The sequence below is a fragment of the Escherichia sp. E4736 genome (genome assembly GCF_005781225.1).
GTDB lineage: Bacteria > Pseudomonadota > Gammaproteobacteria > Enterobacterales > Enterobacteriaceae > Escherichia.
Map to the genome: position 1 here is coordinate 22808 of NZ_VATT01000035.1, position 24094 is coordinate 46901.

Below are 24094 nucleotides of genomic sequence, written 5' to 3' on the forward strand. Positions count from 1 at the left end.
GTGACTCCTGATCATTATCAGCGCGTATTATGAATGGGTGTTTTTTGCCACATTATCAGCTTTTTCCAGCGAGCCATAATTGGCACGGTACAGATAATCCCTATCGCTAATAAGCCGGTGGAGATCACTTCTAACTGTTGCGCTGGACGGAATAGCATTACCACCAACACAAAAGTAATAAAGCCAATCACCAGCCAGGTGAGCCACGGATAAAGCCACATTCGCAGGCGAATTTCACCGCCTTCTGCCAGCAGGATTTTACGCATTCGTAATTGCGAAACGGCGATGACTAAATAAACCAGCAGGGCGATAGCGCCGGAGCTGTCGATCAGGAATTTAAACACTTTAGCAGGTGCGTAATAGTTCACTACCACCGTTAAAAATGCCGCACCGGTCGAGAGTAATACTGCCACGTACGGGGTTTTACTGCGGTTAATTTTACCCATTACCGCGGGCGCATCACCGCGACGGCTTAAGGAGTAGAGCATTCTTGACGCGGTATACAGCGCCGAGTTCAGGCAACTGGTTACCGACAGCAAAATAACGCAATCCATAATGAATTTGGCGTGCGGAATATTCAGCAGTTCCAGCACGGAACGGTAGGAGCCCACGGTTTTCAGTCCGGGCATATTCCACGGAATTAAGGCCACGACGACAAAAATAGAACACAAATAGAAAATAGAGATACGCCAGATAACCGAGTTGGTGGCGCGAACAATATGTTTATCCGGCGTGTCGGATTCTGCGGCGGCGATGGTGACAATTTCCGCGCCCATAAACGAGAACATGGTGATCAGCATCGCGCTTAATACCGCCCCGAAGCCGTTGGGCATAAAGCCGCCACTATCCCATAATCTTGAAATACCGCTCACTTCTGCATATGGGTAAAAACCGCTAATCGCCACTGCGCCGAGGAAAATAAATGCCAGGATGGCAATCACTTTGCATATCGCCAACCAGAACTCAAATTCTCCGTAGTTTTTAACGCTTAATAAATTACTGCCGGTTAAGGCGAGGGTGATAACGAGGGAAAATAACCAGATGGGAATACCGGGAACCCACGAGTGCAGGATCATGGCGGCGATGTTGGCTTCCAGAGGTATAACCAGTACCCAAAACCACCAGTACAGCCAGCCGATGGTATAGCCCGCCCAGCGGCCAATAGCTTTATCGGCATAGGTGGAAAAGGAGCCGGTGTCGGGCGTGGCTACTGCCATTTCCGCCAGCATCCGCATAATCATAACCACCAGTAGCCCGGCGAACAGATAGGCCAGCAATACCGCCGGGCCCGCTTCGGCGATGGCGACGCTGGAACCGACAAACAGACTTGCGCCGATAACACCGGCAATAGACAACATGGTGACGTGGCGTGATTTCAGCCCGCCGCCTAACTCATGTGGTTGCGATGATTGCCCCATCCTGAATCCTCTCGAAAGTGTGTCACTTGGGAGAGCGCCCCGACATTTCCCGCGTCGGGTCACGCGTATAATTGTTATTGATTCTTTTTGCCGGAGAGCGGCTCCGCCTTATCCGGCCAACATAGATTTATTCCTGTTCACGTACAGATTGTCGGATGCGGCGTAAACGCTTTATCCGACCTGGATCCCCGTAGGCCGGACAAGACGCAAAGCGTCGCTTCCGGCATGGGTACGGACTTACTGTTTCGCCTCAGCAAAACACTGGCTGATGATATCCAGACCCTGCAGGATCTGAGCGTCTTCAATGGTGAGCGGTACCAGGATGCGCAGCACGTTGTAATACGGGCCGCAGGAGAGAAGAATCAGGCCCTTATCGCGGGCGCGCGCCACGATCTCGGCGGTGAGTTTGGCGTCCGGTTTGTTGTGATCGCCATCTTCAAACAGCTCGATGGCGATCATCGCCCCCAGCCCGCGTACGTCGCCGATCTCAGTGTGTTTTTCGGCGATCGCCAACAATCCGTCTTTTAGCTTCTGCCCCAGATCGTTGGCTTTTTGCAGCAGATTTTCCTGCTCGAACACCTTCAACACTTCCAGCGCCGCCACGCAGGCAATCGGGTTACCCGCATAGGTGCCGCCCAGCCCGCCCGGTGCGACAGCATCCATCACTTCCGCGCGCCCGGTGACGCCCGCCAGCGGGAAGCCGCCCGCGATGGATTTCGCAAAGGTGGTGAGATCGGGTGCCACGCCCATTTGCTCCATCGCAAACAGCGTGCCGGTACGTCCGGCGCCGCTCTGTACTTCGTCGGCAATCAGCATGATCCCGTGTTCGTCACACAGCGCGCGTAAACGTTGCATAAAGGCTGGCGTCGCGGCGTAGAAACCACCTTCGCCCTGAACCGGCTCAATCACGATGGCGGCGATATCTTCCGGCGCAGCGTCATTTTTGAAGATCCGGTGAATGCTGGCGATAGCGTCATCTTCACTGACGCCATGCAGCGGGCAAGGATAAAGCGCGCGATAAACATGGCCCGGCATCAGGCCCATCCCCGCAGAGTACGGATTCACCTTGCCGGTCAGCGCCAGCGTGTAATGCGTGCGCCCGTGATACGCGCCGCTAAAGGCAATGGTGCCGCTACGTTTGGTGGCGGCGCGGGCGATTTTCACCGCGTTCTCCACCGCTTCCGAACCCGTGGTGACCAGCAGCGTTTTTTTGGCGAAATCGCCCGGCACCTTCTGATTCATTATTTCGCACAGCTCAAGATACGGCTCGTAAGCCAGCACCTGGAAGCAGGTGTGCGACAGTTTTTTCAACTGCGCTTCCACCGCGGCAACCACCTTCGGATGCAGGTGCCCGGTATTGAGCACCGCAATCCCGCCCGCGAAATCGAGATACTCACGGCCTTCAACGTCCCACACCCGGCAGTTTTCCGCGCGGTCAGCGAAAATGGGGTGAATTTGCCCAACGCCACGAGGAACTGCCTGACTGCGGCGCTGCATTAACTCTTTATTGCTGCTCATTCGCGTTCTCCAGTTAAAGACCGATGCACATATATTTGATTTCTAAGTAATCTTCGATGCCATACTTCGAACCTTCACGGCCCAGACCCGAGGCTTTGATACCGCCGAACGGGGCGACTTCATTGGAAATAATGCCGGTATTGATGCCGACGATGCCGTACTCCAGCGCCTCGCCCACGCGGAAGACGCGGCTTAAATCACGGGCGTAGAAATAGGCGGCAAGACCAAACTCGGTGTCATTGGCCTGCGCAATCACATCAGCTTCATCTTTAAAGCGGAATAGCGGGGCGAGGGGGCCGAATGTCTCTTCTTTCGACACTTTGGCGTTGGCCGGAACGTCCACCAGAATGGTCGGCTGGAAGAAGTTGCCGCCGCGTTCGTGCGCTTTACCACCGCAAACCACGCGTGCGCCTTTCTCCAGCGCATCGGCAATATGCTCTTCCACTTTTGCTACCGCTTTTTCATCGATCAGCGGCCCGATGGTGACGCCTTTATCCAGCCCGTCGCCGATGTGCAGTTTGCTCACCGCCTGCTGCAATTTTTCGGCAAAGCGGTCATACACGCCGTCCTGCACGTATAAACGGTTGGCGCAAACGCAGGTTTGCCCGGCGTTGCGGAATTTCGAGGCCAGCGCGCCTTCCACGGCTTTGTCGAGATCGGCATCGTCAAAGACGATAAACGGCGCGTTGCCGCCCAGCTCCAGCGACACTTTTTTGATGTCTTTCGCGCACTGTTCCATTAACTGGCGGCCAATTTCGGTCGAGCCGGTAAACGACAGCTTGCGCACCAGCGGGTTGCTGGTCAGTTCGTTACCAACCGCGCCCGCCGAACCTGTGACCACGTTAAATACGCCAGCCGGAATGCCCGCGCGGATCGCCAGTTCTGCCAGCGCGAGCGCAGAGAACGGCGTCTGACTGGCGGGCTTCAGCACCATGGTGCAGCCTGCCGCCAGCGCCGGACCTGCTTTGCGGGTAATCATCGCCGCCGGGAAGTTCCACGGCGTGATGGCAGCGGTAACGCCAATCGGCTGCTTGATCACAATCAGGCGCTTATCGGCCTGATGACCGGGAATGGTGTCGCCATAAATGCGTTTGCCTTCTTCGGCAAACCACTCAATAAAGGAGGCGGCGTAGCTGATTTCGCCTTTCGCTTCAGCCAGCGGTTTGCCCTGTTCGAGGGTCATCAGGCGTGCTAAATCGTCCTGATGCTCCATCATCAAATTGAACCAGTTGCGCAGAATGGTGGCGCGTTCTTTGGCGGTGAGCGCACGCCAGGCGGGCAGGGCGCGGTTGGCGGCGTCGATAGCCGCGCGGGTTTCATCCGCGCCCATTTTCGGCACGCTACCCAGCTTGTCGCCGTTCGCCGGATTGGTGACGTCGATGACCTCGCCATTGTTGGCGTCCAGCCATTCCCCGTTAATCAACGCCTGCTGGCGGAATAAGTTACTGTCGTTAAGTTTCATTGTTACGTCCTGTTTTCAAAGGTTATTGATTAAATGCGGCGTGTAAGGCATCCACACTACGTGCCGCTCGCAGCGTGCGTCCGGGGTTACTCTGGCTTGCCAACAGCGTTTGTACCTTGCTGACAATATGCGCACCAATAGGAATTGCTGATGTCGCTGCCGGGGAGGGCGCATTGCAGGTGTGGATTGTGCGCGGGGTGGTGACAAACAGAAAATCGTCAATCAACTTGCCGTCCGGCGATACTGCCTGCGCCCGCACACCGGCGGGCCAGGGCTGGAGATCGCTTAACGAAAGCCGGGGACAATACTTTTGCACCAGCCGCAGATAGCCGCTTTTGCACAGCGAGTTTTTCATCTCGCCCAGTCCTGAGCGTAGATGGTTTTGCAGCACCCGGCGAATCCCCGACGAGCCCAAAATTTCCAGCGTGTCGCTAAATGAGAAGTCGCGCTTGCGATAGCCTTCGCGTTTGAAAGCCAGCACCGCGTTTGGCCCGACGGTCACGCTGCCGTCGATCATGCGGGTGAGATGAACGCCCAAAAACGGCATTGCCGGATCGGGAATGGGGTAAATCAGGTGGTTAACAATCTGGTTATGCTCCGGCGCAAGGCGGAAATACTCGCCACGGAACGGGCAGATGATAAAGCCCGGTTCGAGGCCGAGCATTTTCACCAGCCGGTCAGCCATCAGTCCGGAACAGCTAATCAGCGTTGACGCTTCGTATTCGCCGCCCTGACGGGTACGGACGACCACGCCGTTTTTATGCTCACTAAGGCCGCTGACTTCGGCGTTATAAATAATCTCGCCGCCTCTGGCCTGGAAAATTTTTGCCATCGCCGCCGTTACTTCTCGGTAGCTGACAATGCCGCTGGACGGCACAAAAATGCCGCCGAGCCCGGTGATATTCGGTTCGCGCTCGCGCAGCTCGTCGGCGTTTAACCACTCGCGCTCAATACCGTTCGCCGCTGTGCGTTCCCATAAGGCGCGCATCCGTTCCATTTCGAGATCGGACGTGGCAACCAGCATCTTGCCGCAGTTGTCGTAGCGAATGCCGTTTTGATCGCAAAAGGCTTTGGTGGCGCGGTTTCCCGCCAGGCAAAACTGCGCCTTCAGGCTGCCGGGCGTGTAATAGACCCCGGCATGGATCACGCCGCTGTTGTGGCCCGTCTGGTGACAGGCCGGGCCAGACTCTTTTTCCAGCAACGCAATGCGGGCGTCCGGATAGACATCAATCAGTTGCATGGCGGCCGACATGCCGATGATGCCGCCGCCAATAATCACAAAATCATACATCCGCTCAATTCCTTTGCGCTTACTGATGCGTCTGGTAGTGGTTAGTGGCGTAAGCGAAATAGCCACGCTGGCGCATCAGTTCGCGACGCAGATCCGGATGTGCGGTAAAGCGGTCGCGACCGTGCAGCCAGAACAGATTGTTAATTAACAGGAATTTGCCAACGGGAACGGGCACAGAAAGAATGCCTTTGCTGGTTTCAATGGCATCGGAAAGCTCGCTCAACCACACGCCTTCTTCGAAGTCTTTCGGCTGGACGAACTGGTCGATATAACGCATCACCGGGCTACCCTGCTGATCGACGTCGAACACCGGATGGAAAACATCTTTGCTGACGTTTTTACTCGGCGGCGCGGCAAAGCGCATTGGGCGACGCGCCAGCGGGTGGCGGAAATAGTGGTCCAGGTGTTCCCAGTCATCGAGATGCAGCAGCAGCGAATTTCCGCCCTGCATGTTTTGCTCGTCGATTTTCATCATCAGCACGTAATCGGTGATTTCTTCAACGTAGGTACCGTCGTTATGCAACTCCATCACACGGTGCGGCTGACGCAGATAGCTGTCTGAGTTATCGACATTTTTCACTACAAAACGCGCGTAGTACTGACCGCTCATTGCGTCGAAATTGGAACGACCAATCAGATGCGCCACCGCCGTTGCCAGCTTCACCATCTCATCTGCCTGCGCGACATCATCGACACCCACCGCATTGATCAACAGCGCACCTTCAGCGCGGTTTAGCAACGTCTTCAACAGCAACGGTTGCAGCTGGTTCGCACAGAGATCGTCAAGAATTTTGCCTACCCGAAAACGCAGAAACGATTTGTACTCCAGCGCCTGCACGGGCCACTCGGCAATCAGCTCGAGGAACTGTTTGGTCGTCTGTTCGGTGAAGGTGAGTTCCAGTAGACGCGGGGATTGCGCCGACGGGGTGAGGGTGAATCCGCTATAGTCCTGGCCTGAATCGACAGCGTTGTTTTGTACGGCGGTCAGTGCATTCATCAGAAGCGATCCTCTTATGAGATGTAGGGGGACATGGCGATGCTCATTTCGTAGCCATAATCTAAAAATATCTACATTTCTGAAAAATGCGCACAAAAGTTACATATTGTTTTCTTATTGTGATCAAAAGCAACAAATCAATAACAAAAATGTAAGGGGTAAGAATTGGGATGAAAGGGAATGAATAATTAAAACAATATATTAAGTGTACTTATACTCATTTTCGAACTGGTGGCATTTGTTTAAATGCTATTTAAACTGCTTTTTCAGAGTTCGGAGTTACTTCAACTTACTGAGTTCCGTGTTGACTAATGTGAGTAAGATCAATCGCATCCAACCGATGTTACTTGATGGCATCGATAACAATCTTAATGAACAAACAGATTCCGGGAAGACTGGCTATGGAGGCTAATTTTTCTCTTTCTGACAACGGGTTAATGACAGTTACCATTTTTCGAGAATCTGATACTGATCTGAGGGATGCTGTCTATGTCTGGACTGTAATTGAATGGGGTTTACACACGATGGAATCTGGACCAATAAAAAAGCCCGCATCAGCGGGCTTTAATGTCACAGGGAGTCGCGACTCCGTTGCGTATCCTTTTTTGTCTCCTCACCGTCTGGGCGGTGTACTGATGAGACTTCTAATTTCCTGTTTTTGTTGGTGTTGTGATAACACCATCCAATCATGATTGGTGGAGCTGGCGGGAGTTGAACCCGCGTCCGAAATTCCTACATCCTCGGTACTACATGCTTAGTCAGTCTTTACATTCGCTTGCCAGCTGCGGACGGACACGCCACTAACAAACTAGCCTGATTAAGTTTTAACGCTTCAACCCCAGGCAGGGCTTCCACGCGATCTCTTTTGGGTTTGACCTCTCTTGATCCCCGTCCTAAGAGCGGAGGCTAGGGAGAGAGGGCTCTAAGCAGGTTATTAAGCTGCTAAAGCGTAGTTTTCGTCGTTTGCGACTATTTTTTGCGGCTTTTTACGAGGCCAACCGCCCCTCGGCATGCACCTTGGGTTTCGCAAATCCCGTCGAATCCAGAATCAGCCCCATGTGTAACGTTAAGTATACCAGATTTTTGAGCGCCATGACTAGCCCCAAAGGCGTTATCATCCTGGAATTAGCGCCTGCATAGTATGATTTTTCTTCGATTAAGCAATGGGATGGCTGCATCTGTGTCAGATTTGACAGTCGACAAGATGTTCATTCGCGCCACCGAATAGGGAGGCGCGGTGAAGATTTGATTCGTATCGCTTAGATAGGTTTAACGGTGCGCGTTTTTCATGATACGTGCTTTATCAACCTGCCATTCGCGTTCTTTGATATCAGAACGTTTATCGTGTTGTTTCTTACCTTTCGCGACGCCGATTTTTACTTTGCACCAGGCATTTTTCCAGTACAGGGAGAGCGCCACTACGGTATAACCTTCACGGTTCACTCGGCCATAGAGAGAGTCAAGTTCGCGCTGGTTGAGAAGCAGTTTGCGGGTGCGAGTAGGGTCGCACACCACATGCGTGGAAGCCACTGCCATCGGCGTGATGTTTGCTCCAAACAGGAACGCTTCTCCGTCGCGCAGAAGGACATAGCTGTCGCTAATATTGGCTTTTCCTGCGCGCAGGGATTTAACTTCCCAGCCCTGCAGGGCAAGTCCCGCTTCGAACTCTTCTTCAATAAAGTATTCGTGACGGGCGCGCTTGTTAAGCGCGATGGTCGCTGAACCAGGTTTATGTGCTTTTTTCTTCGTCATAAGCGTCGTGAATCATCGGTAATCTGAAATCGAAAATACCCCATATCAATCCTGCGGGGGACAAGGCTCTATCTTAGCATGAACCGGATGTTACCCAGCGCCGGGATAGCGTTTTTTTTACTGCAGGATAAATGATATTATTTGTTGGATTTTTGTTGATGGAAATTGTTATGCCTCAGATTAGCCGGACCGCACTGGTACCCTACAGCGCGGAGCAAATGTATCAGTTAGTGAATGACGTTCAGTCTTATCCTCAGTTTTTACCAGGGTGTACTGGAAGCCGGATTCTAGAGTCCACTCCTGGGCAGATGACCGCTGCGGTAGATGTGTCTAAGGCTGGGATCAGCAAAACGTTTACAACCCGCAACCAGTTGACCAGTAACCAAAGTATTCTCATGAGTCTGGTTGATGGACCGTTTAAGAAATTGATCGGCGGCTGGAAGTTTACGCCGTTGAGCCAGGACGCGTGCCGTATTGAGTTTCATCTCGACTTTGAGTTTACCAATAAGTTGATTGAACTCGCCTTTGGTCGCGTGTTTAAAGAGCTGGCAGCTAATATGGTGCAGGCTTTTACTGTTCGTGCAAAAGAGGTCTACAGTGCCAGGTAAAATTGCCGTTGAGGTGGCTTACGCATTACCCGAGAAACAATACCTGCAACGGGTAAGATTGCAGGAGGGCGCGACGGTTGAAGAAGCAATTCGCGCCAGTGGCTTGCTGGAATTGCGTACCGATATCGATTTAACTAAAAACAAAGTCGGCATTTACAGCCGCCCAGCAAAACTGAGCGATACCGTGCATGATGGCGATCGGGTGGAGATTTATCGTCCTCTCATTGCCGATCCGAAAGAGCTTCGCAGGCAACGAGCAGAAAAATCGGCGAATAAATAACAACCAGAAAAAAGGTGCTCATTGAGCACCTTTTTTAATCGCTATAAACGGCAAATTTTATTCGTTGCCAGTCAGCGCAGGTTTGTTATCAATATTGGTCAACACACCGCTGCTGTTAAAGGTCAGCGTCAGCGTTTGCTGCGTTACACCTTCATGACCTGGTTGCTGACGGAACACATAGAACCAGGTATTCGTACCAAATGGATCGGACATCAGCGGTGTACCCAATGCGTACGCAACTTGTTGTTGCGTCATGCCAACACGTATTTTGGATACGTCGTTAGCGGTCAGATAGTTCCCCTGGTTGATGTCAGGACGGTAAACCACTCGCTCCAGAGTGGAACAGCCTGCGGTCAACATCAATAGTACTGCTGCTGCAGCAGTCAGCGTTTTACAGCGCATAGTGATTTGATTCCTTTTCGGGCCCGAGCAGTACGTGGCTCATCTGTAATATGCCGATGATAATAGACCTTTCATCACTTTAAAACCTTTTGCTTTCCGGTCTTACGGCGTTTTGCTGTTTACTCTGACCGTGAAGCAGGAAAAAAGTTTACGCCGCAAGCAGTTCTTTCGCATTCGCCAGTGTGTTACGTGTGACTTCACTGCCACCAAGCAGGCGCGCCAGCTCCTGTAACCGCGCTTTTTTGTCCAGCGACTCCATATGAGTTTCGGTCATCGCGCCATCGGTTTCTTTGCTGACAAAATAGTGTTGATGACCGCATCCTGCGACTTGCGGCAAATGGGTAACGCACATCACTTGGGTTGATTCGCCAAGCTGACGTAGCAGTTTGCCGACGACTGCCGCTGTCGGGCCGCTAATCCCTACATCCACTTCATCAAAAATCAGCGCCGGGGTTTCCATTTTACGCGCGGTAATGACCTGGATTGCCAATGCGATGCGGGACAATTCACCACCGGATGCGACTTTGGCAATAGGCTGCATTGGCTGACCTGGGTTGGTGGTTACCCGAAACTCAATACGATCGGCACCGTCAATGCCCAGGTGATGTTCGTCAAATTTAACATCAATCGTAAACTGCCCATGCGGCATAGAGAGTGCATGCATACTATCGGTGATCAGCTGTGCCAACTCATTTGCATAATGCTGGCGTTGCTGGTGTAACGCGCGTGCCGTTTCCAGTGCTTGCTGATGATGTTTCGTTACCGCCAGCGCGAGCGTTTCTTGTGAGTCGGCCTGATCATCCAGTTGCTGCTGTTCTTCCAGTAGCGACTGGTAATACTGTGGCAATGCCTCAGGGCTGACGTGATGTTTACGTGCCAGCGAAATCTGTTTTGAGATGCGCTGTTCAAGTTCAAACAAACGGTTGGGATCGAGATCCAGACGATCGCAGTAGTGGCGCAGTTCGTCGCTGGCTTCAGCAATCTGGATGGTAGCTTCTTCCAGCATATCAAGTACGCCGGACAGTTTGCTGTCCATGCCAATCAATTCGCTCACTAGTTGTTTAGCCGTGTAAAGCTGACTTTGCAGGTTTGCGTCTTCACTGTCGGCCATTAATGCCAATGCATTCTGGCTGGTAGTCAGTAATTGACCGCTGTTCGCCAGACGTTTGTACTCTTCGTCAATTTGCTCAAACTCTCCGGGCTGCGGATTAAATTCGTTAAGTTCTTTTAATTGGTATTGCAGCAGTTCCGCACGGGCGGCGCGTTCCTGACTTAGTTGTTGATGGTGCGCGAGGTCGCGGCAGCTTTGATGCCACAACTGATAACGTACGGTCATTTCCTGGAGCAGAGAGGTTTCATTGGCATAGCCATCAAGCAGGAATTTTTGGTGCTCGGATTTGGTGAGTAATTGATGAGCGTGCTGACCATGGATCTGAATCAGCAACTGACCCAGTTCGCGCAGTTGTGACAGAGGAACAGCTGTACCGTTGATGAAACCACGGGAGCGACCATCGCTACTGATTACGCGACGAAGCAGGCATTCACGGCCATCTTCCAGTTGATTTTCTTCCAGCCAACGCAGAGCCGCTGGTGTATCTTTCAGTGAAAAACGGGCGCACAGATCAGCGCGAGCAGCGCCGGTACGCACCATGTCGGCTTCAGCGCGACCACCGAGACAAAGGCCGAGGGCATCTATCGCAATAGATTTACCCGCGCCGGTTTCACCGGTTATTACGGTCATGCCGCTGTGAAAATCAATCTCAAGCTCACGAACGATAGCAAAGTTGCTGATGGTCAGTTGTGCCAACATAGTCGTTTTCCTGTATGAAAAACCATTACTGTTATTGTGTACAGTATAAACTGGTTTTATATACAGTAAAGAGGCTGGCGTAAAATTAGAATAATTTTTTTGACCAGCCGAGCTTGGTGCTTAATGTATTGAAATAGCTGTAATCTTTCGGATGAATCAGATTCAGATGATAATCACAGCGACGAATCAGGACATCTTCACCTTCCTGAATCGGCAGTGCTATCTGACTGTCGCAGCTGATTTCCAGGTCGTTACGGCGATGCGAAAAACGCAGACGGATAGTGCTGCTGCTGTTTATCACCAGCGGCCGCGCTGACAACGTATGCGGGAACATTGGCACCAGGGTTATTGCATCCAGAGAAGGCGTCAGTATTGGTCCCCCTGCCGAGAGGGAATAGGCAGTGGAGCCTGTAGGTGTCGAAATAATCAAACCATCGGAACGCTGAGAAAACGCAAAGATCTCGTCGATATATACTTCGAACTCAATCATATGCGCAACTTTGCCTGGGTGAAGTACCACTTCGTTAATCGCTGTGCTGATGCGTTTCTGGCAATCTTGCTGGCAGACTTGTGCTTCCAGCAAAAAACGTTTCTCGCTGATGTAGTGGCCTTCCAGCACATCGGCTAATTGTTGCTGGGCGTTATCGGGGTCAAGGTCAGTCAGGAAACCCAGGTTGCCACGGTTGATTCCAATAACTTTAATATCGTAACGGGCGAGCGTGCGCGCCGCGCCCAGCATATTACCGTCGCCTCCAACAACTACCGCGAGATCAGCCAGTTGCCCAATCTCCGCGAGCGTGCCAGTTTTCACATTCTTCAGTTGCAGTTCGTGAGCGATTTGTTGCTCAACGATGACCTCGTAACCTTTTGTGCACAGCCAGCGGTAGAGCATTTCATGTGTTGTCAGTGCAGTAGGGTGCCGTGGGTGTCCCACAATGCCAATACACTTGAAATGATTATTCATTTTTCCGAGGTCCTTGTTGCGAAGATTGATGACAATGTGAGTGCTTCCCTTGAAACCCTGAAACTGATCCCCATAATAAGCGAAGTTAGCGAGATGAATGCGAAAAAAACGCGGAGAAATTCATGAGTAGTAAAGAACAGAAAACGCCTGAGGGGCAAGCCCCGGAAGAAATTATCATGGATCAGCACGAAGAGATTGAGGCAGTTGAGCCAGAAGCTTCTGCTGAGCAGGTGGATCCGCGCGATGAAAAAATTGCGAATCTCGAAGCTCAGCTGGCTGAAGCCCAGACCCGTGAACGTGACGGCATTTTGCGCGTAAAAGCCGAAATGGAAAACCTGCGTCGTCGTACTGAACTGGATATCGAAAAAGCCCACAAATTCGCGCTGGAGAAATTCATCAACGAATTACTGCCGGTGATTGATAGCCTGGATCGTGCGCTGGAAGTGGCTGATAAAGCTAACCCGGATATGTCCGCGATGGTTGAAGGCATTGAGCTGACGCTGAAGTCGATGCTGGATGTTGTGCGTAAGTTTGGCGTTGAAGTGATCGCCGAAACTAACGTGCCGCTGGACCCGAATGTGCATCAGGCCATCGCAATGGTGGAATCTGATGACGTTGCGCCAGGTAACGTACTGGGCATTATGCAGAAGGGTTATACGCTGAACGGTCGTACGATTCGTGCGGCGATGGTTACTGTAGCGAAAGCAAAAGCTTAATTTTTGTTTTCGTAATAAATCACGGCCCAGCATGCGAATGCCGGGCCGTTTTCGTTACTCCGCCACACTCTCGCGCAGCGGTTTTACAGGAAAAACTTTTACCTGCTTAATCATATTGTCCTGAACGTCGAGAATATCGATATCGTACTCGCCAATACGTACGCGGGTGCCAGCGACAGGGATCTCTTCCAGCGCTTCAAGAATGACGCCATTAACGGTTCGAGCATCATCTTCCGGTAGATGCCAGTTAAAGGCTTTGTTAATTTCTCGCACGTTGGCGGTGCCATCGATAATCACCGAACCGTCGTTTTGCGGAGTGACTTCTTCGGCAAGTGTTGGCGACATGGATGTGGTGAAATCACCGACTATCTCTTCCAGAATATCTTCAACCGTCACCAGCCCCTGAATGTCTCCATACTCGTTGACGACCAGGCCGACTTTCTTTTTGTTGCGCTGAAACTTGACCAGCTGCGTGCTGAGTGGCGTGCCTTCCGGGACAAAATAGATCTCGTCCGCGGCGCGTAGCATGGTTTCTTTGGTGAACTCTTTTTTCTCCGACATCAACCGCCAGGCTTCACGCACACGCAGCATACTGATGGCGTCGTCCAGCGAATCACGGTAGAGCACGATGCGCCCGTGAGGTGAGTGGGAGAGTTGGCGCAGAATCGATTTCCAGTCATCGTTGATATCAATACCGATAATTTCACTGCGCGGCACCATGATGTCATCGACAGTCATTTTTTCCAGATCGAGTACCGAAAGCAGCATATCCTGATTGCGACGGGAAATTTGTGAGCGCGATTCGTGCACGATGGTGCGCAACTCTTCTTTGCTCAAAGAGCCGCTAACCACGATATCGGTTTTGATGCCCATCATGCGCATTAACATGCGGGTAATAGCGTTCAGCAACCAGACCAGCGGCATCATCAAAATTTGCAGCGGTGCTAACAGAAAACTACTCGGATAAGCGACTTTTTCCGGGTACAGCGCGGCAATGGTTTTCGGCAATACCTCAGCAAAAACCAGTACGACAAAAGTCAGCACACCAGTCGCAATTGCCACGCCCGCATCGCCGTACAAACGCATCCCAACAATAGTGCCGAGCGCGGAGGCAAGAATATTGACCAGGTTATTGCCGATTAACACCAGGCTAATCAGGCGGTCTGGCTTACGCAGCAATTTTTCGACGCGTTTGGCCGAGCGATTGCCCTGTTTTGCCATATGCCGCAGACGATAGCGGTTGAGTGTCATCATTCCGGTTTCGGACCCGGAAAAATAGGCTGAAATGACCACCATGATGATCAGAATAATGATCAACGTAGTAGTAGAAATGTGTTCCAGGGGAAACTCCTTTTCTGGGTTTAGCTGATTAACTGCTGAACAATTCGGCTGCCGAAGTAGGCCAGTGTCAGAATGACTGCACCCGCGACGTTAAACCAGACGACGCGGCGTCCACGCCATCCTTCATGATAATGTCCCCACAGCAGCACAATATAGACAAACCACGCCACGATAGAGAGCACAGCCTTGTCGATATTTTCCATGCTAAATAAGTTGTGCATGTAGAACAGGCCAGTGCAAAGAGTAAGCGTTAACAGCACCACGCCAATCTGCGTAATATGGAACATTTTACGCTCGATACTCATCAATGGCGGCATTTCCTGACTGAATGCCAACTTTTTGTTCTTCAGTTGGTAATCAATCCATGCCAGTTGCAACGCGTACAGGGCGGCAATTATCAGCGTGGCGTAGGAAAAGAGCGATAAGCCAATGTGCACCAGCATCCCGGGCGTGGCTTCCAGATGGGTGATGTATTCATTGGGCATGAAGGTCGCCAGCGCCAGGTTGATAAGCGCAAAGGCATAGACAATGGGTAGCAGCAACCAGCCACGATTGCGAGAAGCCACAATGGTCATTACCGTACAGATCATCAAACTGACCAATGAACCAACATTCAGCAGGCTGAGGTTTTGTCCGCTATCACCGTCGGGCAGGATGCGGGCTTCCAGAGCGATTGCGTGGCAGACCAGCGCGATGACCGCAGAAATAATAGCCATGCGCCGCCAGCCGCCGTTTTTTTGCAGCAGACCGGGAACAATCAGCGCAAGACTGACGGAGTAGGCGACAAGCGCGAGCAGAGCAAAAACGGGCATAGTAATGTCGACAGTTTGAGCAATAAGAAAGAGAAGCAGTATAGCGTCAGGTGAACGCTGCTCCAACCGTTGCATAACAACAAAGACGCCTTCATGTTATACTGCGGCAAAATACTGATGATGTGTCGCGATTGCGGCCAACCGTTTCCACCCCAGGCGAGAGACAATGTTTGATAATTTAACCGATCGTTTGTCGCGCACGCTGCGCAATATCAGTGGCCGTGGACGCCTCACTGAAGACAACGTAAAAGATACGCTGCGCGAAGTGCGCATGGCGCTGCTGGAGGCGGACGTCGCTCTGCCGGTAGTGCGTGAGTTTATCAATCGCGTAAAAGAGAAAGCGGTTGGTCATGAAGTTAATAAGAGCCTGACGCCGGGGCAGGAGTTCGTCAAAATCGTCCGTAACGAACTGGTTGCGGCGATGGGCGAAGAGAACCAGACCCTGAATCTGGCTGCGCAACCGCCTGCGGTCGTGCTGATGGCGGGCCTGCAAGGTGCCGGTAAAACAACCAGCGTGGGCAAACTCGGTAAGTTCCTGCGCGAGAAGCACAAGAAGAAAGTGCTGGTTGTTTCTGCCGACGTTTATCGTCCGGCGGCAATCAAACAGCTTGAGACGTTGGCAGAGCAGGTGGGCGTTGATTTCTTCCCTTCTGATGTTGGTCAGAAACCGGTAGATATCGTTAACGCGGCGCTGAAAGAAGCCAAACTGAAATTCTACGACGTTCTGCTGGTGGATACCGCCGGTCGTCTGCACGTTGACGAAGCGATGATGGACGAGATCAAACAAGTCCATGCGTCGATTAATCCGGTTGAAACCCTGTTTGTGGTTGACGCCATGACCGGTCAGGATGCCGCGAATACCGCGAAAGCCTTCAACGAAGCGCTTCCGCTTACCGGCGTAGTGTTGACCAAAGTGGACGGCGATGCCCGCGGCGGTGCGGCGCTCTCTATTCGTCACATCACTGGCAAGCCTATCAAGTTCCTCGGTGTTGGCGAGAAAACCGAGGCGCTGGAGCCGTTCCACCCGGACCGTATCGCTTCCCGTATTCTCGGCATGGGCGATGTTCTGTCGCTGATCGAAGATATCGAAAGCAAAGTTGACCGTGCGCAGGCAGAGAAATTAGCCAGCAAGCTGAAAAAAGGCGACGGCTTCGATCTCAACGACTTCCTTGAGCAGCTGCGCCAGATGAAAAATATGGGCGGCATGGCCAGCCTAATGGGCAAGCTGCCGGGCATGGGGCAGATCCCGGATAACGTCAAGTCGCAGATGGACGATAAAGTGCTGGTGCGTATGGAAGCCATCATCAACTCGATGACGATGAAAGAGCGCGCTAAGCCAGAAATCATCAAAGGTTCGCGTAAGCGTCGTATCGCTGCCGGTTGCGGTATGCAGGTGCAGGACGTTAACCGCCTTCTGAAGCAGTTCGACGACATGCAGCGCATGATGAAGAAAATGAAGAAGGGCGGAATGGCGAAGATGATGAGAAGCATGAAAGGGATGATGCCACCGGGATTTCCTGGTCGCTAAATGACCTTATGCGACAGAGTTATTAACTGCTGATTGCATTTTCTCCAGAAATCAGTAAAATTTTCGGGCTTTTAATATGACACCGGACTCCGTTCCTCGATGGGGTCCGGTTGTTTTATTCACACAAGAGGATGTTATGGTAACTATTCGTTTAGCACGTCACGGCGCTAAAAAGCGTCCGTTCTACCAGGTTGTTGTCGCTGACAGCCGTAATGCACGCAACGGTCGCTTCATCGAGCGCGTTGGTTTCTTCAACCCAATCGCTAGCGAAAAAGAAGAAGGCACTCGCCTGGATCTGGATCGCATCGCTCACTGGGTTGGCCAGGGCGCAACTATTTCTGATCGCGTTGCTGCGCTGATCAAAGAAGTAAACAAAGCAGCTTAATCTGTCACGGTGGTCATGATGAGCAAACAACTCACCGCGCAAGCACCTGTTGATCCCATCGTTTTGGGAAAAATGGGTTCGTCTTACGGTATTCGTGGGTGGCTCAGAGTGTTTTCTTCCACCGAAGACGCCGAAAGCATTTTTGACTATCAGCCCTGGTTTATCCAGAAGGCGGGTCAGTGGCAGCAAGTCCAGCTGGAAAGCTGGAAGCACCACAATCAGGACATGATCATCAAGCTGAAAGGCGTTGACGATCGTGATGCGGCGAACCTTCTGACGAATTGTGAAATTGTCGTGGATTCATCGCAACTGCCTCAGCTTGAAGAGGGCGACTACTACTGGAAAGACCTGATGGGCTGCCAGGTAGTAACCACTGAAGGCTACGATCTCGGTAAAGTCATTGACATGATGGAAACCGGATCCAATGACGTTCTCGTCATTAAGGCAAACCTGAAAGATGCGTTTGGTATCAAGGAACGTCTCGTACCGTTCCTCGATGGGCAGGTTATCAAGAAAGTCGATCTCACTACTCGTTCAATCGAAGTAGATTGGGATCCTGGTTTTTAAACCACCGGATAAACGGTAAAAGACGGCGCTATGTGGATTGGCATAATTAGCCTGTTTCCTGAAATGTTCCGCGCAATTACCGATTACGGGGTAACTGGCCGGGCAGTTAAAAATGGCCTGCTGAGCATCCAGAGTTGGAGTCCTCGCGACTTCACGCATGACCGGCACCGTACCGTGGACGATCGTCCTTACGGTGGCGGACCGGGGATGTTAATGATGGTGCAACCTTTGCGGGACGCCATTCATGCAGCAAAAGCCGCGGCGGGTGAAGGCGCAAAGGTGATTTATCTGTCACCACAGGGACGCAAGCTTGATCAAGCGGGCGTCAGCGAACTGGCAACGAATCAAAAATTGATTCTGGTGTGCGGTCGCTACGAAGGTATAGATGAGCGCGTGATCCAAACCGAAATTGACGAAGAATGGTCAATCGGCGATTACGTTCTCAGTGGTGGTGAGTTACCAGCAATGACGCTGATTGACTCTGTTTCCCGGTTTATTCCGGGAGTACTGGGACATGAAGCCTCAGCAACGGAAGATTCCTTTGCTGAAGGATTGCTGGATTGCCCGCACTATACGCGGCCTGAGGTGTTAGAAGGGATGGAAGTTCCGTCAGTGTTACTGTCGGGCAACCATGCCGAGATACGTCGCTGGCGTTTGAAACAGTCGCTGGGCCGTACCTGGCTTAGAAGACCTGAACTTCTGGAAAACCTGGCTCTGACTGAAGAGCAAGCAAGGTTGCTGGCGGAGTTCAAAACGGAACACGCACAACAGCAACATAAACATGATGGGATGGCGTAAGCCCCCGAGATATCAGTTTACCCAGGATAAGAGATTAAATTATGAGCAACATTATTAAGCAACTTGAACAAGAGCAGATGAAGCAGGACGTACCTTCCTTCCGTCCGGGTGATACCGTGGAAGTGAAAGTATGGGTTGTTGAAGGTTCCAAAAAACGTCTGCAGGCATTCGAGGGCGTGGTTATCGCTATTCGTAACCGCGGTCTGCACTCTGCATTCACTGTTCGTAAAATTTCCAACGGCGAAGGCGTTGAGCGTGTCTTCCAGACTCACTCTCCGGTAGTTGACAGCATTTCTGTCAAACGTCGTGGTGCTGTTCGTAAAGCTAAACTGTACTACCTGCGTGAGCGTACTGGTAAGGCTGCTCGTATCAAAGAGCGTCTTAACTGATAACGCATTCACGCTACATCCAAAGCGTGTTATGAAACAAGGGGTTAGCAAATTGCTAACCCCTTTTTGATTGGTGGTGGCGGCAAATTGGCGGCAGAGATTGACGGGATGGCTACAGATATAAAAAAACCTGCCGAAGCAGGTTCAAAGCCAAAGTTGTTGTTGCTGGTTTCTGACGGGGTGGGGTGGGGCAGGATCAATAGCACCCGGTTTCACGATAAACCTTGATAGCGTCTCAAAAGTGATAAATGTGCAGCCGCAATTGATGTTCTGGCACTGGTGATAACGTTCTTTCGTTTCGGTGCTAAGGTATCGGCTAGTGCGAGCATGCGCGGCGTTTTGGCATAACGGGCAGTGCATCATAATTTTTCCCCCTGCTGGCGCGTTTGAGGGAATAATAAACTCTAGGGTTGCATTTGCAAGTTATGATTTGCTTTTTCAATCTCTATCTTCCTCTGAACTGTACTCCACTTCCGAAAGCTGAACCTCAAGCTCTAGCCCCGTCGTGAAGCCATTATTATTCAGATTGTGAGTTACCTTACTGATTAACCAAGATTGCTCGTCTATGACGCGCTTAAAGCCTGATACGCGCACTGGCGTCTCGGGAAATAAATCAGCGCGACCGAGCGCCAGCGTAATTGAAAACTCGGCAACACCTCGTTGCAGCTTATCCCACTTAGCCTGAGCGGCGCGCATCGCCTGTGCCTTTGATGCGTAGACCGTCGTAAGCGCCAGCACGTTATCGGCTTCACCGGTCATGTACTCACCCTCGCGTGCTTCCTGCTCTTTTTTGGCCTTTGTCTTTTTGCTGACCGGCTTTGCTTTCGGGTGTTCCAGTGCGCGCAGGTGTTTCTCTTTTGGCTGTCGTTTCAGCGTAACTTTCTGCTTTTGCGGCTTCGGGTCTTTAGTGTGCAACCATTTAGCGGTTACGCCGGTATAAGCCCCACGGTCAGCGATAGCAAACTGATGACGGTCACCGTCGCTACGGGTCAACGTCATTTGCGGAATTGGCTTACCGCTGACCGTCGTCGCGCTCCCCGCTTTCATAAACAGCAGTTTCCCCGCTTTCACTGATACCGCAGCTCCGTTTCGGTCAGCCAGTCGGGTCAGAAATACCGAGTCGGACTCCTGCGACTGGTCGATATGCGATACTGGGATTTTTTTTAGTGCATCCGCTACGCTGGCCGTCAGTTTGTTGCGTTTCGCAATGGTGCTGACCAGTTCGTCGAGGGTGGTGTCATGCCATGATTCTTCACGCCTGGAATTGAGCGAACCGCGAAAGTCTGCACTGCGTGCACGGATGGTCAGGGTATCAGGCGCGCCCCGGTGCTCAATCTCATCGACCGTGAAATCACCCTTATTCAGAAGTGCCGAACCCTGCCAGCCAAGCCACAACGTCAGCACTGCCCCGCGCAGGGGTAATTCGACTTTGCCGTCAGAGTCGTCGAGCTCAATGTCGAGCTGGTCAGCTTCAAAGCCCCGGTTGTCGGTCATGGAAAGAGAAATCAGCCGGTCACTAAAATTGCTGGTAATGTCCTGGCTGTTCAGCGTCAGCATAAATGCCGGTGCAAGGCTGGCACTGGCGTCAATGGTCATGCCCGTAATCATGCTGTAAGTCCTCCGAGCGAACCCTGCAGCTTATCGGCCACATTTCCGGCAGAGCCGAGAAGCTCACTGGCCTGTTTATTCAGGTCGCCAAACATCGCCGTCAGTGATTCGTCGACCCGTTTAAGCGAAAGAGTGAAATCAATCTTTCTGGCTGCACCGTCGCTGAAAAACTCAGTGTGCGTGGTCGATACTCTGTCGACGATATACATCCCGAGAATGTTGCCGGTTCCCTCTATCAGCGGCCATGCTCTGCCCTCGTTAGCCATCACCTCGACAGCCTTGAGGGAGATCCAACCGCCGGTAATTGCAGGGTAAAGCGTACCGGCAAGCTGGCGAGATGTTTCCCCCTCACCAAGAAACTGATACGCAGGCGGCTTACCGACCCGGTCATTAGATACCCAGCGGTAATCTTTCGAGTGTTGCATCGACTGATAAGGTAGGGTGCGAAGTTCAAACACAAACATTCCGAGAGCAAGCATCATCGTTTAATCCCCCTCAATAGTCGTGGGTCATGTTGGCACGCTGGCGGGCGCGTTTATCGCGCTCAATCTGTTCGAGCGTGTCGCGTAGTTGTCTGTCAAGCTGATGCCCCGGCGCAACACCTCCCGGCAGATTGATGTTGTATTCGCTTTTGCTCTGGTCAATGTAAGAGCGCCCCGCCGGTGCGGTAACTGGCTGATAAGCCTGATAGCCGCCATATGTGCTGGTTGCCGGGATATAGGAATTACCCTGTGTGGCGGCATTGGTTTTGGCGGCGGTCTGGTCGAGGCTGTCCGACTCTTTGTTGATGATGCCGAGCTTTTCGAGAAGCCAGTCGACACCGCTGCGCAGCTTGTTAAAAACATTGAGCGGAGCCATCAAGGCAGAGGCCAGTGCCTGACCAAATATGACGCCAACATTTTTGCAGCTATCGAGCGTCTCCTGCGTGGCCTTGACCGGTGCAATCAGGTCTCTAAACCATTGCCAGACGCCGCGCAGCTTCTCACCGAGGCCATCAAAGATGGGTGCCAGCGGGGCGAACATTTCCCCGACTGGGGCAAAGGCACTCATGATGCCCTCAATCACTCCCGAGAAAAATGCGCTGATGGGCTCCCAATATTTACGGATGAGTAGCGCCCCCGCAACAATCGCCGCACCGACGGCCACTATCGGCCAGGTAATCGCACCGAGCGCTGTCGCAATGGCACTACCGACGACAGTAAAGACCGTACCCAGCACGCCAGCAGCGGCGATAATGGCATTAATCCCCATGACAACCGGCCACGCAACGAGACCAATGCCGCCGATGATACCAATCAGCGCCAGCGCACCACCGGCGATGATGCCGATAGTTTCCGCTAACTCCTTGTTGTCTTTGATCCAGTCATCAAGTTTTAGCACATACCGTGTTGCTGTCTGAGTTAGCTGACGCAATGAGCTATCTTGCTGGTCATAGAGGTCGGTACCGACGGCCTCATAGGCAGACTGAAACTCTTTAAAGTCGCCACCGAGGTTATCCTGCATAATTTTAACGAGTTCCGCCGTTTTTCCGTTCGAGGTTTTCAGCGTTGCAGTTAGTTCGTCGAGCTTGCCACTGGCAGCAGCAGCGAGTAACACGTTTGACGATTTCAGCGCTTCCTCTCCGAAAATCGTTTTAAGGTATTCCCCCTGCTGCGCATTACCGAGCTTATGCTTATCAAAACTTGTCTGAATTTCTTTCAGAATAGTAAAGATGGGGCGCATATTTCCTTTACTGTCAGAGGTTTTTACGCCCAGCTCTTTAAGTGCCGTCCATGCCTTTCCGGTTGGAGCCTGAAGTCGACTAACAACAGCGGTACCACCTGTACCGGCCATTGAGCCGGTAATGGTGTTGTCATGCAGCACACCGGTAATTGCTGCTGCCTCTTCAAGGCTCACTCCCGCCGTCTTGGCTACAGGAGCCAGATAAGTCATGGCATCACTTAACCCCTGAAAGTCAGTAGCTGATTTATTTATTGTCGCTGACAATACATCGCCAATATGAGCAACCTTATCATTTGAAAGTTGGAATGCGTTTTTGGTACCGAGAAGCAGCTTCGCGTTCTCTTCCATCGTTTGACGGTTCGCAAGAGCCATGTTCAGCGTGACAGGTGTGGCCGCCTGAATTGCGGCCACATCACCACCTGCTTTTGCGATAATGATCTGAGCACCTGCGGCATCGTCGGCAGAGGCTGCGGAATTATCGCCGAGCTGGCGCGCCTGTTTGCTTAGAGCCTGCATTTCAGGCGACTGTTTATCGACTCCGAGCACAGCCTGTAGTTCGGAATTTTTCTGCGCAAAGTCATAACCGGGCATCAGTAATTTAACCCCGGCCATCGTTCCCGCTGTCGCGATACCGACCCCGGCGGCACCTGCAGCGGCCATGTTACCGGCAAGCTCCTTGCCTGATTTATATCGCTCTTTCACCCGGACTAATTTCGTCTGCTGTGCACTGACGCGCGCCAGTGCCTCGCGCTGGCGGTTAAGCTGCGCCGTCGTTTCACTTATGCGACTTTTTAATCCTCGCTCGTCATTGGCAAGGTTGCGGGTATTAATTCCCGCCGCACCCAGCTCGCGTTGCTGACGTTTTATCGACTCGGTAAGGCTGTTGTATTTAACCTGCAGACCATCAGCCGCACGCTTTGCCGATTCAAGCACCTGCGCCTGCGCACGAGTTGGTCGCTCGGTGTTTTTAAATTGGGTAGCAAGCTCCTCGGCTTCACGCTTCGCTTTTTCAAGCGACTGTCCCGTTACGGCCAGTTGTGCACTGGCCTTACGAAAGCCGTCAATTTTTGCTGCCTGCCCGTTAAGGTCACGCAGCCCTTTTTGTGTGTCGCGAATATCCGCCGTCAGGGCTTTACTCTCAGCCTGAATGGATTTAAGCGGTCGGGTCGCCTGGTCGACCGCTTTCAGCAAAACCTCAAGCCTCAGGTTATTACTCATTGTGGTTTCCGCTACGCTGCAGCGCCTTTTCGCGCCATGTGATGAGCTCGGTCAGGCTCAGGGAATAGAGCTCTGATGGCGACCAGTGGAATATCACCGCTATATCCGCCATCAGGTCATCGGTCGACAGGTCGGGCGGGAAATCTATTCCGCCGAAGCCGGTGACAAAAAACCAATCACCTTAGCGGCCAGCGACAGCATATCGGGCAGGTTCATCGCGGTAAGCTCCTGCGCCGTGAGGGCGGGATAGGTCATGCGGGGCAGCACTTTAATCAGCGCATCGACTTCGGACTGCGCCACCGCTGCCAGACTGACACCGCGCAGGGTACCTGCGTTCGGCTCAATCAGTGTGACTTTATCAATCGTCTGACCGGCACGCTTAATCGGCTTGTCGAGAGTCACGACGTACGGGTTTACGGTGTCAATTTCATTGCCAGCCGTATCAACAAATTCAGCGGTTTTACGTGGTGCTTTTGCCATGATGTTTTTCTCTGCTCTGAAAGGGAAT

Annotated in this window: 25 protein-coding genes and 1 other RNA gene; 8 read left to right on the forward strand and 18 right to left on the reverse strand. The window is 52.2% G+C overall.

Annotated elements, in window-relative coordinates; genetic code table 11:
- Positions 1–17: 17 nt before the first annotated feature.
- The 7 genes from gabP to smpB all read right to left on the reverse strand — a co-directional run bounded on the left by gabP (position 18) and on the right by smpB (position 8438).
- The gene (gabP, locus tag FEK46_RS19350) at positions 18–1418 is read right to left on the reverse strand and encodes a GABA permease (RefSeq protein WP_130260076.1); all 1401 of its coding nucleotides are present in this window, start codon (positions 1416–1418) and stop codon (positions 18–20) included.
- 237 nt (positions 1419–1655) lie between these two features.
- Positions 1656–2936, reverse strand: a complete 1281-nt coding sequence (gene gabT, locus FEK46_RS19355; protein ID WP_135559302.1) for a 4-aminobutyrate--2-oxoglutarate transaminase — start codon at positions 2934–2936, stop codon at positions 1656–1658.
- 13 nt (positions 2937–2949) lie between these two features.
- Entirely contained in the window at positions 2950–4398 is a 1449-nt protein-coding gene (gene gabD / locus FEK46_RS19360) for an NADP-dependent succinate-semialdehyde dehydrogenase (RefSeq protein WP_088128690.1), read from the reverse strand.
- 22 nt (positions 4399–4420) lie between these two features.
- The gene (gene lhgO / locus FEK46_RS19365) at positions 4421–5689 is read right to left on the reverse strand and encodes an L-2-hydroxyglutarate oxidase (RefSeq protein WP_135559311.1); all 1269 of its coding nucleotides are present in this window, start codon (positions 5687–5689) and stop codon (positions 4421–4423) included.
- A 19-nt stretch (positions 5690–5708) separates the two neighbouring features.
- Positions 5709–6686: a glutarate dioxygenase GlaH gene (gene glaH / locus FEK46_RS19370; RefSeq protein ID WP_135559303.1), complete on the reverse strand. Its 978-nt coding sequence runs from the start codon at positions 6684–6686 to the stop codon at positions 5709–5711.
- Positions 6687–7379: 693 nt separating this feature from the next.
- Positions 7380–7742: a transfer-messenger RNA gene (ssrA, locus tag FEK46_RS19380) on the reverse strand.
- Positions 7743–7955: 213 nt separating this feature from the next.
- Positions 7956–8438, reverse strand: coding sequence for an SsrA-binding protein SmpB (smpB, locus tag FEK46_RS19385; protein WP_000162574.1), 483 nt, complete (start codon positions 8436–8438; stop codon positions 7956–7958).
- Between the two features lie 170 nt (positions 8439–8608).
- On the opposite strand from smpB, the gene ratA reads away from it, so the two are divergent.
- Positions 8609–9046: a type II toxin-antitoxin system toxin RatA gene (gene ratA, locus FEK46_RS19390; protein WP_001339419.1), complete on the forward strand. Its 438-nt coding sequence runs from the start codon at positions 8609–8611 to the stop codon at positions 9044–9046.
- On the forward strand, positions 9036–9326 hold the full coding sequence (locus FEK46_RS19395) for an RnfH family protein (RefSeq protein WP_064529893.1): 291 nt from the start codon (positions 9036–9038) through the stop codon (positions 9324–9326). Before ratA ends, FEK46_RS19395 begins: the two co-directional genes overlap by 11 nt.
- Positions 9327–9383: 57 nt before the next feature.
- On the opposite strand, the gene bamE is transcribed toward FEK46_RS19395, so the two are convergent.
- The 3 genes from bamE to nadK form a co-directional block, all read right to left on the reverse strand.
- The gene (bamE, locus tag FEK46_RS19400; RefSeq protein WP_064529892.1) at positions 9384–9728 is read right to left on the reverse strand and encodes an outer membrane protein assembly factor BamE; all 345 of its coding nucleotides are present in this window, start codon (positions 9726–9728) and stop codon (positions 9384–9386) included.
- Positions 9729–9876: 148 nt separating this feature from the next.
- Positions 9877–11538 (reverse strand): DNA repair protein RecN, encoded by a 1662-nt coding sequence (recN, locus tag FEK46_RS19405; protein WP_135410300.1) that lies wholly within the window; start codon positions 11536–11538, stop codon positions 9877–9879.
- A gap of 85 nt (positions 11539–11623) precedes the next feature.
- Positions 11624–12502 carry an NAD(+) kinase gene (gene nadK, locus FEK46_RS19410; protein WP_001059169.1) on the reverse strand — a complete coding sequence of 293 codons (879 nt, stop codon included), beginning with the start codon at positions 12500–12502 and terminating at the stop codon, positions 11624–11626.
- A 122-nt stretch (positions 12503–12624) separates the two neighbouring features.
- Here nadK and grpE point away from each other — a divergent pair, with 122 nt between their 5' ends.
- On the forward strand, positions 12625–13218 hold the full coding sequence (gene grpE, locus FEK46_RS19415; RefSeq protein ID WP_001296310.1) for a nucleotide exchange factor GrpE: 594 nt from the start codon (positions 12625–12627) through the stop codon (positions 13216–13218).
- Positions 13219–13272: 54 nt separating this feature from the next.
- Here the strand turns inward: grpE and FEK46_RS19420 are convergent, their stop codons facing one another.
- Both FEK46_RS19420 and FEK46_RS19425 read right to left on the reverse strand, forming a co-directional pair.
- Complete coding sequence (locus FEK46_RS19420) at positions 13273–14559, reverse strand: HlyC/CorC family transporter (protein WP_010723175.1); 1287 nt, start codon at positions 14557–14559, stop codon at positions 13273–13275.
- Between the two features lie 20 nt (positions 14560–14579).
- Positions 14580–15371 (reverse strand): inner membrane protein YpjD, encoded by a 792-nt coding sequence (locus tag FEK46_RS19425; RefSeq protein WP_024165303.1) that lies wholly within the window; start codon positions 15369–15371, stop codon positions 14580–14582.
- Between the two features lie 166 nt (positions 15372–15537).
- On the opposite strand from FEK46_RS19425, the gene ffh reads away from it, so the two are divergent.
- From ffh to rplS, 5 genes are all read left to right on the forward strand, one after another.
- Positions 15538–16899 carry a signal recognition particle protein gene (gene ffh, locus FEK46_RS19430; protein ID WP_000460035.1) on the forward strand — a complete coding sequence of 454 codons (1362 nt, stop codon included), beginning with the start codon at positions 15538–15540 and terminating at the stop codon, positions 16897–16899.
- 136 nt (positions 16900–17035) lie between these two features.
- Positions 17036–17284, forward strand: coding sequence for a 30S ribosomal protein S16 (gene rpsP / locus FEK46_RS19435; protein WP_000256450.1), 249 nt, complete (start codon positions 17036–17038; stop codon positions 17282–17284).
- An 18-nt stretch (positions 17285–17302) separates the two neighbouring features.
- Positions 17303–17851 (forward strand): ribosome maturation factor RimM, encoded by a 549-nt coding sequence (gene rimM, locus FEK46_RS19440; RefSeq protein WP_000043330.1) that lies wholly within the window; start codon positions 17303–17305, stop codon positions 17849–17851.
- A 30-nt stretch (positions 17852–17881) separates the two neighbouring features.
- A complete protein-coding gene (gene trmD, locus FEK46_RS19445; RefSeq protein WP_000264781.1) occupies positions 17882–18649 on the forward strand; it encodes a tRNA (guanosine(37)-N1)-methyltransferase TrmD in 768 nt (255 codons plus the stop codon).
- Between the two features lie 41 nt (positions 18650–18690).
- A complete protein-coding gene (gene rplS, locus FEK46_RS19450; protein ID WP_000065253.1) occupies positions 18691–19038 on the forward strand; it encodes a 50S ribosomal protein L19 in 348 nt (115 codons plus the stop codon).
- 144 nt (positions 19039–19182) lie between these two features.
- On the opposite strand, the gene FEK46_RS19455 is transcribed toward rplS, so the two are convergent.
- The 6 genes from FEK46_RS19455 to FEK46_RS19480 all read right to left on the reverse strand — a co-directional run bounded on the left by FEK46_RS19455 (position 19183) and on the right by FEK46_RS19480 (position 24066).
- The gene (locus FEK46_RS19455) at positions 19183–19401 is read right to left on the reverse strand and encodes a DNA-binding transcriptional regulator (protein ID WP_019842421.1); all 219 of its coding nucleotides are present in this window, start codon (positions 19399–19401) and stop codon (positions 19183–19185) included.
- Between the two features lie 75 nt (positions 19402–19476).
- Positions 19477–20646 (reverse strand): phage late control D family protein, encoded by a 1170-nt coding sequence (locus FEK46_RS19460; RefSeq protein ID WP_135559305.1) that lies wholly within the window; start codon positions 20644–20646, stop codon positions 19477–19479.
- Positions 20643–21128: a phage tail protein gene (locus FEK46_RS19465; protein ID WP_105276375.1), complete on the reverse strand. Its 486-nt coding sequence runs from the start codon at positions 21126–21128 to the stop codon at positions 20643–20645. The genes FEK46_RS19460 and FEK46_RS19465 overlap by 4 nt, the downstream gene beginning before the upstream one ends.
- Positions 21129–21141: 13 nt before the next feature.
- On the reverse strand, positions 21142–23586 hold the full coding sequence (locus FEK46_RS19470; protein ID WP_135491733.1) for a phage tail tape measure protein: 2445 nt from the start codon (positions 23584–23586) through the stop codon (positions 21142–21144).
- The gene (locus FEK46_RS19475) at positions 23579–23734 is read right to left on the reverse strand and encodes a GpE family phage tail protein (RefSeq protein ID WP_309487114.1); all 156 of its coding nucleotides are present in this window, start codon (positions 23732–23734) and stop codon (positions 23579–23581) included. Before FEK46_RS19475 ends, FEK46_RS19470 begins: the two co-directional genes overlap by 8 nt.
- Complete coding sequence (locus FEK46_RS19480) at positions 23731–24066, reverse strand: phage tail assembly protein (RefSeq protein ID WP_135491732.1); 336 nt, start codon at positions 24064–24066, stop codon at positions 23731–23733. Before FEK46_RS19480 ends, FEK46_RS19475 begins: the two co-directional genes overlap by 4 nt.
- Between the last annotated feature and the right edge of the window lie 28 nt (positions 24067–24094).